Source organism: Secundilactobacillus yichangensis (genome assembly GCF_016861565.1).
GTDB lineage: Bacteria > Bacillota > Bacilli > Lactobacillales > Lactobacillaceae > Secundilactobacillus > Secundilactobacillus yichangensis.
This window is the reverse complement of record NZ_BOLK01000001.1, coordinates 338,690-352,378: the sequence shown is the minus strand read 5'-3', so window position 1 is coordinate 352,378 and position 13,689 is coordinate 338,690. Positions and strand designations below refer to the sequence as shown.

Here is a 13,689-nt window from a genome sequence, read left to right as displayed (position 1 = left end):
ATGGACCAATGATGGCTGATTAACCAGCAATAGTCGGCCTAAATTAAATCATTGAAACGATGAAAAGAGGATTTTGATGGACAACACAACCACGTATTATTTTGTTGGAATCAAAGGATCAGGGATGAGCTCACTCGCACTCATTCTTCATGACAAAGGTTATAAGGTAGCGGGATCAGACATTACGCAGTACACGTTTACGCAACGCGGGCTGGAACAGGCTAAGATCCCGGTTTACCCATTTGATGAAGCGAATATTCACGAAGGCTTAACGGTCATTGCTGGGAATTCCTTCACGGATGATCATCCAGAAATCAAAAAGGCTCGGGAAATGGGGTTGCCCGTTTACCGTTACCATGAATTTTTAGGTAAGTTAATTGAAGGGTATACCAGTATTGGGGTCGCCGGTGCGCATGGTAAGACCAGTACCACTGGCTTACTTTCACACGTGTTGTCCGGAATCGCGCCAACCAGTTACCTGATTGGTGACGGTACAGGTAAGGGAACGCCCAACGCGCGCTTCTTCGTTTATGAAGCCGACGAGTACCGCCGTCATTTCTTAGCTACCAAGCCTGACTATGCCATCATGACCAACATCGATTTTGATCACCCTGATTACTACAAGGATATCAACGATGTGTTCGATGCTTTCCAGACGTATGCTAACCAAGTGACTAAGGGTATTTTTGCCTGGGGCGATGATGAAAACTTACGCCGGTTGAAGACTGATGTGCCAATTTACTATTACGGTACCAGTGACCGGGATGACTTCCAGGCCCGTAACATCAAGCGGACAACTAAGGGTTCTCAGTTTGACGTTTACTATCACGATAAGTTCTTGGGTAATTACCACATTCACCTATTTGGTGAACATAACGTTTTGAACAGTTTAGCTGTCATTGCTGTGGCCTACTTTGAAGAAGTCGATTTGGACGCTATTAAAGAAGAACTTTCAAACTTTAAGGGCGTTAAGCGCCGGTTCGCTGAGCGGAAAGTGGCTGATATGACCATCATTGATGATTATGCGCACCATCCATCAGAGATTCGGGCAACCCTAGACGCGACTCGTCAAAAGTATCCTGATAAAAAAGTCATTGCCGTTTTCCAACCACATACTTTTTCCCGTGTGATCGCTTTGATGGATGACTTCGCCAAGGCCTTAAACACTGCTGACGTGGTTTATTTGACCGATATCTTCAGTTCGGCCCGCGAATCAAGCGGTAAAGTTTCCAGTGCAGACCTCGCTAAGAAGATCAATAAGGGTGGAGAAATCCTGAAGCTGGATAACATGTCGCCATTGCTTGACTATCATGATGCCGTTGTGGTCTTTATGGGTGCCGGCGATGTTCAGAAGTACGAACGGGCTTACGAAGAACTGCTGAGCCATTTATCACTGAAAAATAACTAATTATTAATATTTTCTAAAAGGTAACTTATTCACGTCGTAAGTAATCGCTTTTCATTGCTTTTTCCACTAAGGTTGTTAGAATATATTCTTAATGAGGGATATTAAAAAGGAGGAACGAGCAGTAACTGTTTTGTTGTAAAAGGATATCAATCTTTGTAAAGTGGTGCTTCTGTACTATTGCGTATGCTTATATGTCAGATAAAAATGTAACAAGGTTAAGGTCGATAGTTAAATTTTCCGTATTAGCTGATAGCATATAAGTAGTGATTTATATGAATTTCATTAAAATGCGTTTTGGGATAAATCTATCCCGTATAATATGAGGGACACCTCACCTTGGTGATTAAATTCAATAAGGCGGCCCAACTGATGTTACTCACCTATCAAGTCGAAAGATTCAGCACACTTCGATTAAACAAGGCCGAATTAAATTCAAAGTTGGCTGTTATTACTTGACCTGTTTAGTGGAACAGACTAAACTACCAACGCTAGAATTAACAGGTGCCCCCCATCGACATTGACCTTAGCCTAAAAGGATTTACCATTCTAAATGATGGTACTTTGTATCCTAATCAGAATAAAAGCAGTCGGGTAAGGCGCATCAGAAAACGTCTACGACGGATGCAAAGACAAATGTCCCGTCAGTATCATGCACTGAAAGCTAGAAGACAGAAAGAAGGGAAATCTGCTACTGATTTAAATCTAGCTAAAAATCAGCGGAAAGTGCAACGCTTGTATCAACGATTAACTAACATCCAGTCGGATTATTAAAAAAAGATTATCGCTACTGTGGTGAGAACCAAGCCCCAGTGGATAGCCTTAGAAGACTTGAATGTTACAGGTATGATGAAAAATCGGCATTTAGCTAAAGCAGTTAGTTATCAGGGGTTCTATAATTTCAGAATCAAACTAATCACTAAATGCCAGCAATTAGGCATTCCGGTGCACTTAACTGGCCGGTTTGAACCAACTTCTAAGTTATGCCATCAATGTGGCTGTAAAAAAGTTGATTTAAAGCTAAGTGAGCGAACCTATCAATGCCCTAAATGTAGTTATACTGCAGATCGAGATATTAATGCGGCTGTGAATATCAGGGATACTGAAAACTTTGAATTAGCATACTAAAACAGGCTTCAAAGGATGTACCGGTGGCTAGCCGGGAATTAACGCTTGTGGACTATCACATCAACTGTATTAGCAAGTCTCATGCGAGGCAGGATAGGAAGAAGCAAGAACAATCTATAACTTTTTATAAGTTATCAGTAGCAGGAACCTTAATGAACAATTACGATGAACAGCCACGGCGCGTGATCAATGCGGACGTGGGCTTAAACAAATTTCTAACCAAGATGTACGGTTGGATGGCGGTTGCAGTGCTTTTATCAGCATTTGCTGCGTTTTACGTTTCTACTACGCCAGCTTTGATGTCACTATTTACGGGTTCTTATCGGATCGTGCCGCTGATTGTGTGGTTTGTCTTTCCATTCTTAGTTAGTGGGCAGGCGATGAAACGGCCAGCAGTTAGTTTTGTGCTGTTAATGTTTTACGGTTTATTGACCGGTGGGATTATGTCGATGTACGCTTTGGTTTACACCGGTACCACCATGGTCAGTGCCTTCGTATCTAGCGCATCGATCTTCATTGCCATGGCTGTTTACGGTGTCGCCACTAAGCGTGATTTATCACGGGTGGGTGCCCAAGCAACTTCTGCTTTGATTGCATTGATCGTTGCCTTCTTGATTAATATCTGGTTGAAGAGTTCCATGATTGCCTTTGTCTTCTCCATCATTGGAGTAGTGATCTTCACAGCTTTAACGGCTTCGGATAGCCAAAAGATGAAGCGCCTTTACTTACAAAGTGATGGTCGTGCAGCCACGTCCACGGGGCTTGCAATTATTGGTGCGGTGCAGTTATACCTCGATTTCGTTAACCTGTTTATTTTATTACTTCAGGTTTTCGGTGGTATGGGTGACCGCGACTAAGACTCTAAATTAAAAGATGATATTTTGAATCACTAAAAGATGCCTGATTGGCGGTCAAATACGACTGCCGGTCAGGTTTTTTGTTGGCTTGAAATACCGTTAGGGCGGGTTTTGCGTACCCACGTGTCTGAAAGTGAACCATTTTTTTCAAAAAAATTAAAAATTTTAGTAAACTATTTTTCAGTTATGGGGGTTAACAAATCAATTTCCCATGTTATACTTCAAATAGTTCAAAGTTAAATGTAAATTTAATACTAATTAGTACAAGTGAAGAAAAGTAGGGTTCTTCAAACTTGTTTAAATTGTTGAAATGAAAGTGGGGGTTCAGGATGCTAAAAGGTAAAGTTTCATCGGCACCAATTATTTCGGAGAAGCAGCATTTTCGAATGTATAAGACTCATAAGGTCTGGGTTTTTGCTGCCATTACTGGGATTAGTTTCTTATCAATGATGACAGTTGGACCACTGGAGACTCACGCGGATACGTCTAATACAGCTGTAGCAGCCGTACCGGCAACGCCAGCAAGTCAACAAGATTCGACGAATACGTCAAATTCAAATACTGGGACCATGACTCACTCCGAAACAAATGATTCAGCAAATAATACGGCTGCACCAAATACAGTTAATGTGAATGATTTCAATCAAAAAGTTTCGGATTATGCTAAGCAGAAGAACACGTATGAAGCTGCAAAACAGGCGTACGAAACTGCACAGCAGCAAGCAAATAGTGAACAGGTTGCATATCAGCAAAGTGTCAATGATTACAATCAAAAGAAAGCGGATTATCAGACTGAGCAGCAGAATTATCAAAGCGAAGAGACTAGGTATAACCAAGCCAAGCAGCAAGCGGCTAATCAGGCAACAACCGCAGCAACGGATAACCAAGAATTAACGGACGCTGAAAATGCGCTCAATACGACTAATACGCAACTAACAAGTGTCAAGCAAACTTATGATGCCAATTTAGACACTTATAACAAAGCTAAAGATGAATACACTCAAAGTTTAGCTGCCTATACGCAGTTAAATGATCAAATTAAAGCAGCTGAAGCGACTTACAACCAGCAGTTGAATGACTTTAATTCTCAAACGGCTGCGTATAAAGCTGATGCTTCTGCATTTAATCAGGCTCAAGCTGATTATCAAACAAAAGCAAACGCTTTAAAGAGACAAATTCAGTCTTATCAGGATCAACTAGCACAATATCAGCCTTTAGTGGATGCGTATAACCAAGCTAAGACAAAGTATGAAACTACCAAGGCCAACTACGATGCTGGTGTTTCACAACTATCAACGCAGTTTAATGAAGCCGGTTACCAGGATGCTTTGGCTACTTACAATACGCAAAAGAGCAGTTACGAAGCCATTAAGGCGACGTATGACGCTGCCAAGGCGGATTATGATCAGAAATCAGCAGCAGGTGAAGCCACTGATCCTGATTTCGATACGATTGAAGCACAATATCATACTGCGTATCAAGACTACTTAACTGCCCAACAAGCTTATAACCAAGCGGATACGTTACGGCAGCAACAGACTGCAGCCGCTGAAAGACAGAATAATCAGTTTTCAGAATTGCAGAGTGAATACGATGACGCGGAAGCCAAATATCAAATTGCTGATAGTAAATACGAGGCAATCAAGCCTGACTACAACAGCTTACATACGCAAGTTGCCGCCCTTAATCAGAAAGCAAATCAGCTAGATGAACAGCATGATACGCAGCTGGTAGAGCAGCAGGCACAATTAAATCATGAAGCACAGGCGCTTGAAAATCTGCGAACGGCTAGTCAAATTTCTGATGCGCAAATTGATCAGTTGAAATCAAAGTATAATGATCAGATTGAACCAGAGTATCAATTAGCGATGGGAATTTATGCAAATGTTCAACACCAGCATGATGCTTTAACGACTCAGCTTAATGCGTTACAGGATCAATACGCTGCAGCCAAGGCTGACTTTGATCAGGCCACTGCCAATTATCAAGCTGCTGAAAATAAATTGACCAACTTGCAGAACTTTTACAACCAAGTCAAAAGTGATTATGATGCTGCTCATCAATCATATGTTGAAGCCAATGATCAGTTGCAGCATGCCAAAGACGCAGTGTCTGCCTCACAAAAAACTTTGAAGAGTTCTCAAGCGTTGTTTAAGTCTTTGCAGGAAACTTATAATTCGGCTAAAGCAACGTTTGATCAATTAGCGGGCGAATTACCGGCACTGCAAGCGGATTACCAAACGCAACTGGCACAATATCAACAAGAGTTGGCAGCTTATCAAAATTACCAGCAAAAACTGACAGCTTACCAGACTGCTGTGAATAATTTGACAAGTACTGTCACTCCCACGCAACAAGCGGCGGTACAGAAAGTTGCTCAAGCCAACACGGATGGTTCACAAGTTAATGCTGATGTTAATGCATTGAATCAGCTACTTGCGACGCCTGACTGGAATAATGGTACTTGGGTAGGAAACTTAAATACCAAAATGACAAAGTTAGACCAGGATAAAGCAACGCTAGATCGTGAGCAGGGTGACTTGGCCAGTGCCATTAGTGATTATGACCAAGCATTGACGGATTATGCTAATACCAATCATGTTAGCGAACCAGCAGCTCTGAATACACCGGCTACGATGGCTGATTACACCGCAACGGTACAAGCTTTTACAGATGCAATGAATGATTTGCAGACAGCGTCAACTTATAATCAGAATTTAGCTAATGCTCTGGCAGACGCTAAGGCCAAGGCCACTGATTTAAACGATAAAGTTAAAGACATCAATAAACAAATCACTAAAGCAGTAACTGACAGTCAGAATGTGACTAATAACAGCGCTTTAACTGCTGATATTAATCAATTGACGGCTGATCAGACGCCGCTGGACAGTGCCTACACGGCATTTAATACGGCAGTTGCCAGTGTCACTTCAATTGCTAATGGGGCATTTGATACCACTGCGTTAACGAATCAGCAAACTGCCAATACCACAGCATTAAGTGATTTCATAGATCAAGCCAATACTGCTAAGGCTCAGATTACAACCAATAGCGATGCTTTAGCTAAATACCAAGCTGCATTGACAGCTAAACAAGCGGTTGATTCAGCTAATGCAAGCAGTACGAACTCGACAACTACTAACTTAAATCAGTTAACTGATTTATTAAGCAATGGCCAAACTAAAGATAATAATTGGATTAACCAGGTCAACAATTTAATTCAAAATCTCACAGCAAATCCATTAAGTGCGAGTGGGTTAGACACTGCGGTGACAAATTATCAAAATGCTTTAAATGCGCTATCTGCAGCCACTCAAACTGCTAACCAGTCAGCAATTAGCGCCGTTACAGGTGAAAATAATCCAGCACGAACTTTAGCTGGCTATGATCAAGCCGTCAGGCAGTTCAATACGGAATTAACTAACGACTTAACGGCTTTAAAGACTAATTTAGGTAACTATCAAGCCGGGACAACGCTTAATCAAGCTGCAGACGCTTTACAAACTGCTCATGATGATTTTATGACGGCTTATAATAAAGTTAAAACGGATGCTACCGGGGCTAATCAATCAAGTTTAGCCACGGATACGACCGCAATGGATACCGCCTTTAACACTTATAAGACGGACGCCAATAACTATAACTCTCAAGTTACAGCGTATAATGCGACGAACCCAGCTCAACAATTAACGCCCGTGGCGCTTGACGCAACTACTGGCACGCCATCTTATAATAACGTTAAACTTGGCCTAACCGCCATGGCAGCTGAGACAACTGCTAACCAAGCAGCTACTAAGGTCAAAGGTGATACTGATGCAGTCAACTCAGCGATGACTGCTTTAAATACTGAGGTCAATGCTTATAACACTTTGATCGGTGGCACACCTACTGCTGATGCATTAACTGCCGAAACTGCGAAAGTCAAAACTGATCAGCAGAATTTAAAAAATACGATTAGTAGTCTGCTCACTGATAACACGGCTTATACTACGGCCATGACCGCCTATCAAACTGCCAGTGATGCTTATGATCCAGCTAAACCAGAAGTTGCTGCTGGGATTAAAACACCAACTGATGCTACTAAAGCTTGGGGCGCTTATCAAAAAGCAGTCACTGATCTTAAGAATAATTACTCAGCCTATACTGGTGATGGTGATACCGCTTCAATCACCCAGTTAGCGAAGAATAATGCAACAATGGCTAAAAACTTAGCTAACGTCAATGGTGCGTCTAGCTTGACTGGTGTTCAGCAAGCTCTTCAAAAGAAGATTGATCAGATCAATACGGCTGCAACTGAACTCAATCAGGATGCTACGGATTGGGCAGCTTTGATTAAAAAAGCCAAAACAGATGGTCGCTGGTCACTTTTCCTCAATGACTATAATGATGATAATAATCAAAAACAGCCAGGACTAGTTACCGAGTATAACAAGTTGATCACTGCAGCTTACAAGTATATCGATGCCATTAATGGGACAACGACCAAGATAACCCCAAAGGATGAATTCAATAATTATGACAACAAGAATGTTATTTATAAGCTGAATACAGTTGATGGTGTTACTCCTAATAGTGCTGATGAGTCATATCAAAAGGTTTACGATGATTATCAAACGGCTTTAACTGCTTATAATCAAAATGCGTCAGATAGTCAAAAGATCACTGCTACAGGATTGATTGCACCGGATCAAATGACAAATTTCCAAACTGATCTAGAAAAAAATGATGGACTGATCAAACAAGTTGCCACAGCTTTCCAGCAGATTAGTGATATGGCACCAGACCCAGTTTATAATCAAGAAATTAGAAACCGTTTGGACCCTAAGTCAACCAGCTATACGGGAACTACCGATGGCGTAACGCCACCTAATAACTACAACTATTTTCCAACTAGTATGAGTGCTTTTCTAGACCCAGTACCAGAAACTGATCCGACCAAAATGTGGCAGACGACCGTGGCAACTGGAACTAATGATTATCTCACTTCAGAATCGCCTTCGACCCCTAATGGACGGGGTGTTCCTACCAGCGATGCTATTAGTTTTAGTGCACATACTGATTATGCTCCAACTGCTACTGATGCAGCAGGAAATTCATATACTCCTTGGAAAAACCCACATACTGTAGCTGATAAAATATTAAGTCCCGACCTTGGATTTTATGATAACCGGCCGGATCATCAAAGTGATCCTGCTGTCGCTAATGGTCTACCTGAAGTCTTTAAATGGGACGGCAAGGACTATTATCTGGCCGGCCTTGCGTTTATGACGCGTGAAAATGATAAAGGAATTCTCCAGCCCGATGATATTTATCAGGTTGACGGTACTTCAATTAAAAACTTTATGTATTCGGAACAATGGAATTTGCCACCGGATAAAGATGATAATGTCCGTTTTGTCTTCTTCTACTTCCCAGAAATTGATTTTTCAAAGTACTTTGTTGATTTACCGAAGGCCGAAACGCCTAGTTTAAAGACAAATAATGTTACTACAACTATGGATAAGATTGTTGGTGGTAATAAGGTTACTGAACCAATCAATCCCTTAACAACTACCCTTAAAGATTATGATGGACCAGTTGGCCAAAAAGTAACGTCACAATTTGAGAGCCGCTTTAAGGCGCCTAAAGTACCAGAATTGTCAGTGACAACACCTAACCAGCCAAATCAAACAAAGCCGGATTTAAAAGGTGCGTCGTTAACCCCAGTTACTGTGCCAAATGTATCTTATAAGAAGACCAATCACTTAACGGGTGTTGGCCAATTATCACTGAACACGCCGGTTCAGCCAACGAAGCCAACAGAGGTTAAGAACCCAACGCCGCCAACAAAACCATCAGTGCCATCCGTACCGTCGATTTTGCCGGGTGGGCCTAAAGATATTAATTTAGCTGTTACTGGTATAACTGATGTCACTGCACCAGCTAAACCTAATATTCAGACTCCGAATAAGCCAGTTGAACCAACGCGGCCAAATATTTCGATTCAGACACCAACGCCACCAGTAGGACCTGAAAAGCCAGCAAATCAGCCGGAAAAGCCGGGCAAAATTCAACCGCTCAATGGTGATGTGCCACCATTGGCATTGAATTCAGTGACACCACCTGATCCAATGGACAAACCGGATCAGCCAGTGACGCCTTGGACGCCACTGAAGGGTGTCGTTCCGCCAACTGAACCAAACCGGCCGACGACACCAACTACGCCACCGGCGACACCTCCTACTGTGCCGCCGACAACGACAACACCACCAACTCCAATCGTTCCGGGGACGCCTGAGCGTTCGCAGGTTCCGCCTGAACCACAAACTCCAAGGAATCCTGAAGAACCTGGTAATCCTATAGAACCAGGTACACCGGAAGAAGGTCGGGTTGTCGAAGAGGACGCTAAGGCCTCAGTAACACCAGCGCAATTGCAGAAAGCTAATGCCGCAAAGACGGCATCAGTTAAACTGCAAGCCGCTCAAAAGGCTCAGCAAAATGCCGCCACTAAGCACTTGCCACAGACGGGTGAAAAGCCTGAAAATGGTTTAGCAGCTCTTGGCTTGGCACTCTTGAGCAGTCTCGGATTGTTTGGCTTTGGCAAGAAGAAGCGTCAAAACTAGGCTATCTGAAATAGCATCAACCCTCAATTTAAGCAGTATCCAAAATCAGATTAGATTTTGGATACTGCTTTTTTGGCTTTTCTAGGGAAATAAAATATAGGTGATTTTAAACGCAGTTACATTTCAGAAATGTTGGTGTAAGCGCTTGACGCGACCATTGCGATGCTTTAACATCTTCCGTAGTACTTTAGGGTGCTACATGTAAATTCGGTTTATTGGTATGTGCTATAAGTACTTTTAACTTTAATATATTGTTAAGGGCATTAACTTAAGGGAAGGGAGAAGCGAAGGTCAGCGGTTATACAGGTAAGGTTGAATTAAGTATTTTAGGGAGAGAGTAGTTTAATGACAGTTAAAGATAAGATTTTGGGAACGCTGTACGGTCAGGCCATAGGGGACGCTATGGGCATGCCGTCAGAGCTCTGGCCGGTGCAGCAGATTCAGCAGCAATTTAACGGCCGGATTACAACCTTTTTAGACGGACCAGAAAACAATGATATCGCTGTGAATTTCACTAAGGGTGAATATACGGATGATACCAATCAAGCGTTAGCCATTTTAGACTCGCTGATTGAGACTGATTGGCAGCCTAATCAGCAAAACCTGGTTCAGCACATTATGAAATGGGCCGATGAAGTGGGTGCCTGGGAGAACAATATTCTGGGACCCAGCAGCAAAGCGGCGTTGACCGCCATTAAAAAGGGTGAAGATCCGCGCCCGGTAACCGACAAGGCATTGACTAACGGTGCCGGCATGCGGATTGCACCCATCGGCGCGCTGTTTGGCCCGCAGGAATTAAGCGGGTTGATCAAAATGGTTTACGAAGTTACCCGAGTGACGCATTCCAGTGACGTAGCAATGAGCGGGGCTTCTATGGTTGCTGGAGCTGTGACGGCAGCGATGGCAGATTATTCATGGGAAGAAATCATTGATTTTGCGCTAAATTGCAATGATCAGGGTTTCAAGATGGGTGCACCGACCTGGGCAGCTAAGACACATGAGCGGCTGAAATTGGGCATTGAACTAGCGAACCGGTATCCAAGCGACGAAGTTCGTTTTAGTCAGGCTATTTACAACGTAGTCGGCACCGGAACCATGATTTCTGAAAGTATCCCTGCAGCTTTATCGATTGCCTATTATGCTAAAACGGTCCGTAGGTCGGCGTTATTGTGCGCAAATTTAGGCGGTGATACCGACACCATTGGCGCCATGGCAACGGCCATTTGCGGTGCCAAGAACGGTGCTTCATCAATCGACCAATCGTGGATCAATTTGATTGATACTAAGAATCCACAGCATCATTTTGACGAGTACGCTGACCAAATGCTGCAGTTTCGGACAACCCAAAAATAGGATGGTATACCATTATGGACGATAAAATTATTAAAATCCCTGAGGCAGATAAGACACTGACACCAAGCAAGTTATTTTATAACTGGTTTGCAGCCAACATTGGCATTATGGGTTTCGTGTACGGTGCCATGATTGTGAGCTATCATTTATCCTTTTTACAAGCCATTGTTGCTTCGTTAGTCGGTTCGCTATCATTTCTGGTTCCCGGCTGGGTAGCTATGATTGGTCAGCGAGAAGGAATTACCACTTTCAAGTTAAGTCGGGCAGCCTACGGGACGTACGGCAATAAGATTCCAAATGCTATCGCCTGGTTTAACATGGTGGGGTGGCTGTCAGTCAATATCATTACCGGGACGTTACTGTTAGTTTCATTATTCAAAGTGATTCACGTTCAAAAAAATCCGCTGACAACCGCCATCGCTTTGATCATCTTTGGTGGTCTCGTCCTGCTTTCCGGTCTGCTGAAGGAAGCAACATTAGCTAAAATTCAAACGTGGCTGAGCTGGATATTCGGGGTTCTCACCGCGGTTATTCTGGTTATTTTTCTGATGAAAGCCAACTGGCACGAAGCGTTAGACTTGCCAAGCGGCAGCTGGATCACCGGTTTTCTGCCCGCTGTCAGCATTGTGGCGGCTGGTTCCGGAATTTCCTGGTCCATGGCGGCGGCTGACTGGGGTGCCTACGTCAAGCCCAACACGAAACCGGCGGCGACTTTTTGGAACACTGCTATGGGCGGTGCTGTGCCACTGTTCATTTTGATGGCAGGCGGGGTCTTGTTAAGCACCATCGAGCCGCAATTAGCAACAACGGGTAATCCCTTTGATGTTATGTACAGTGCTTTACCAAGCTGGCTTGGGGTGATCTATTTCTTGGTGGCAGCTGGCGGTTTGATCCCGCAATGTATCGTTTCACTGCGCTCAGCGCGGATCAATCTGTCGACCATCGGAATCAATGTGTCACAGCGGACTTCGTTGATTGTGCATGGCTTAATCGTTATCTTAATTCCGGTATACGTGCTGTTTATTTCCGGTAATTTTCTCAGCAACTTCGAAATTTTCCTTAACTTCTTAGGTATTTGCCTAGCCAGCTGGGTTGCTATTTTCCTGTGTGATAGTGTGATGTTTCGGGAAAACGGTTATGATACCAAGCTAGTGGATCCGCAATCCAGCACGCACTATAACTGGGGTGGTATTGTCTCGTGGCTGATTGCTACGATCACCGGTTTTCTCTTTACCAATAATGCGGTTTGGACGGGGCCATTTGCTCACGGCATCTTTGCCAACAACAGTTTAGGCGTGTTTGTTTCAGCTATCTTAGCAATTATCTGTATGTTCATTGTGAAACTGATAAAGGGCGGTCATCATGAGAAGGTGGCGTAATGAATAAAGCCTTGATTCTGGGTGCAGCATACGTCGACGTGATTATCAACGTCCCGCAACTGCCGTTTTCCGGTGGTGACGTCACTGGTGATCTGAAGGATTACATCGTTGGCGGATCAGCCTTTAACGTGTATGGCGCCATGCATGCTGCTCAAGCTGACGCAGATTTTTTTGTTCCAGTGGGCAAGGGACAGTATGCGGATATTGTTCGTGGCGAACTGCAGCGCCGCCAGATTCCTGAACTATTACCGGTGACTGACGCAGACAACGGCTGGGATATTTCCATGGTGGAGCCATCTGGTGAGCGAAGTTTTTTAACGATTCCGGGTATTGATCAGGTTTGGCAGGATAATTGGTTTGATTGTATTGATTTAGCGGATTACCGTTACTTCTATATTAGTGGTTACCAAATTGAGAATGAACAGATTGCTGCTCAGATTCTGGGACGATTAGCTCAACGTCGCCCAGACGCCTATATTCTGTTTGACGCCTCGCCGCGAATGAGTCATTTAACTGCTAAAACGGTGCGGCAGCTCTTACAAAACCACGTGATGATTCACTGCAACGAAGATGAAATCGGTTATTTTGGTAAACCTGGTGTTTCAATGGGTGATATTGCCCACGATATTTTTCAGCAAACGCACAGTCCGGTACTGGTGACGCTGGGAGCGCGAGGAACCTATTATTATGATGGTACTCATTCTGATATCGTTCCTGCTGATCAAGTCAGCGTGGTAAACACCATTGGTGCCGGCGACACGCACTGCGGCGGTCTTCTAGCCGGGTTAGCAAGCGGTAAAGATTTAGTTGATGCAATTCACCTGGCCAATCAATTAGCAGCTCAAGTGGTGGGGCAGGAAAAGAGTAGTTTATGAATTAAAGGCACTGTTTTTACAGTGCTTTTTTGATGGCCTAAAATCGGTGAAGAAATGTGTGAGACAGGTAAACAGCACGTCCTCAACAAT

The 13,689-nt window shown here is 43.5% G+C and carries 8 protein-coding genes; all 8 read left to right on the top strand.

Going from position 1 to position 13,689, the window contains the following annotated elements:
• Positions 1-76 precede the first annotated feature (76 nt).
• The 8 genes from murC to JUE95_RS01630 all read left to right on the top strand — a co-directional run bounded on the left by murC (position 77) and on the right by JUE95_RS01630 (position 13,599).
• A complete protein-coding gene (murC, locus tag JUE95_RS01665) occupies positions 77-1,408 on the top strand; it encodes a UDP-N-acetylmuramate--L-alanine ligase (RefSeq protein WP_203648709.1) in 1,332 nt (443 codons plus the stop codon).
• Between the two features lie 633 nt (positions 1,409-2,041).
• Positions 2,042-2,179: a hypothetical protein gene (locus JUE95_RS01660; protein WP_203648707.1), complete on the top strand. Its 138-nt coding sequence runs from the start codon at positions 2,042-2,044 to the stop codon at positions 2,177-2,179.
• Between the two features lie 18 nt (positions 2,180-2,197).
• The gene (locus tag JUE95_RS12875; RefSeq protein WP_203648706.1) at positions 2,198-2,533 is read left to right on the top strand and encodes an RNA-guided endonuclease InsQ/TnpB family protein; all 336 of its coding nucleotides are present in this window, start codon (positions 2,198-2,200) and stop codon (positions 2,531-2,533) included.
• Positions 2,534-2,685: 152 nt separating this feature from the next.
• On the top strand, positions 2,686-3,390 hold the full coding sequence (locus JUE95_RS01650) for a Bax inhibitor-1/YccA family protein (RefSeq protein WP_203648705.1): 705 nt from the start codon (positions 2,686-2,688) through the stop codon (positions 3,388-3,390).
• Between the two features lie 329 nt (positions 3,391-3,719).
• Positions 3,720-9,992 carry an LPXTG cell wall anchor domain-containing protein gene (locus JUE95_RS01645; RefSeq protein WP_203648704.1) on the top strand — a complete coding sequence of 2,091 codons (6,273 nt, stop codon included), beginning with the start codon at positions 3,720-3,722 and terminating at the stop codon, positions 9,990-9,992.
• A 345-nt stretch (positions 9,993-10,337) separates the two neighbouring features.
• Positions 10,338-11,345 (top strand): ADP-ribosylglycohydrolase family protein, encoded by a 1,008-nt coding sequence (locus JUE95_RS01640; RefSeq protein ID WP_203648703.1) that lies wholly within the window; start codon positions 10,338-10,340, stop codon positions 11,343-11,345.
• Positions 11,346-11,359: 14 nt separating this feature from the next.
• Complete coding sequence (locus JUE95_RS01635) at positions 11,360-12,724, top strand: purine-cytosine permease family protein (protein WP_203648702.1); 1,365 nt, start codon at positions 11,360-11,362, stop codon at positions 12,722-12,724.
• Positions 12,724-13,599 (top strand): PfkB family carbohydrate kinase, encoded by an 876-nt coding sequence (locus JUE95_RS01630; protein WP_203648701.1) that lies wholly within the window; start codon positions 12,724-12,726, stop codon positions 13,597-13,599. The genes JUE95_RS01635 and JUE95_RS01630 overlap by 1 nt, the downstream gene beginning before the upstream one ends.
• The last annotated feature ends 90 nt before the right edge of the window (positions 13,600-13,689 follow it).

What these genes read in the sequence shown, in the direction of transcription:
- JUE95_RS01645 (WP_203648704.1), top strand. Translation starts at nt 3,720, where the DNA reads ATGCTAAAAGGTAAAGTTTCATCGGCACCAATTATTTCGGAGAAGCAG.
- JUE95_RS01660 (WP_203648707.1), top strand. Translation starts at nt 2,042, where the DNA reads ATGTCCCGTCAGTATCATGCACTGAAAGCTAGAAGACAGAAAGAAGGG.
- JUE95_RS01630 (WP_203648701.1), top strand. Translation starts at nt 12,724, where the DNA reads ATGAATAAAGCCTTGATTCTGGGTGCAGCATACGTCGACGTGATTATC.
- JUE95_RS01635 (WP_203648702.1), top strand. Translation starts at nt 11,360, where the DNA reads ATGGACGATAAAATTATTAAAATCCCTGAGGCAGATAAGACACTGACA.
- JUE95_RS01640 (WP_203648703.1), top strand. Translation starts at nt 10,338, where the DNA reads ATGACAGTTAAAGATAAGATTTTGGGAACGCTGTACGGTCAGGCCATA.
- murC (WP_203648709.1), top strand. Translation starts at nt 77, where the DNA reads ATGGACAACACAACCACGTATTATTTTGTTGGAATCAAAGGATCAGGG.
- JUE95_RS01650 (WP_203648705.1), top strand. Translation starts at nt 2,686, where the DNA reads ATGAACAATTACGATGAACAGCCACGGCGCGTGATCAATGCGGACGTG.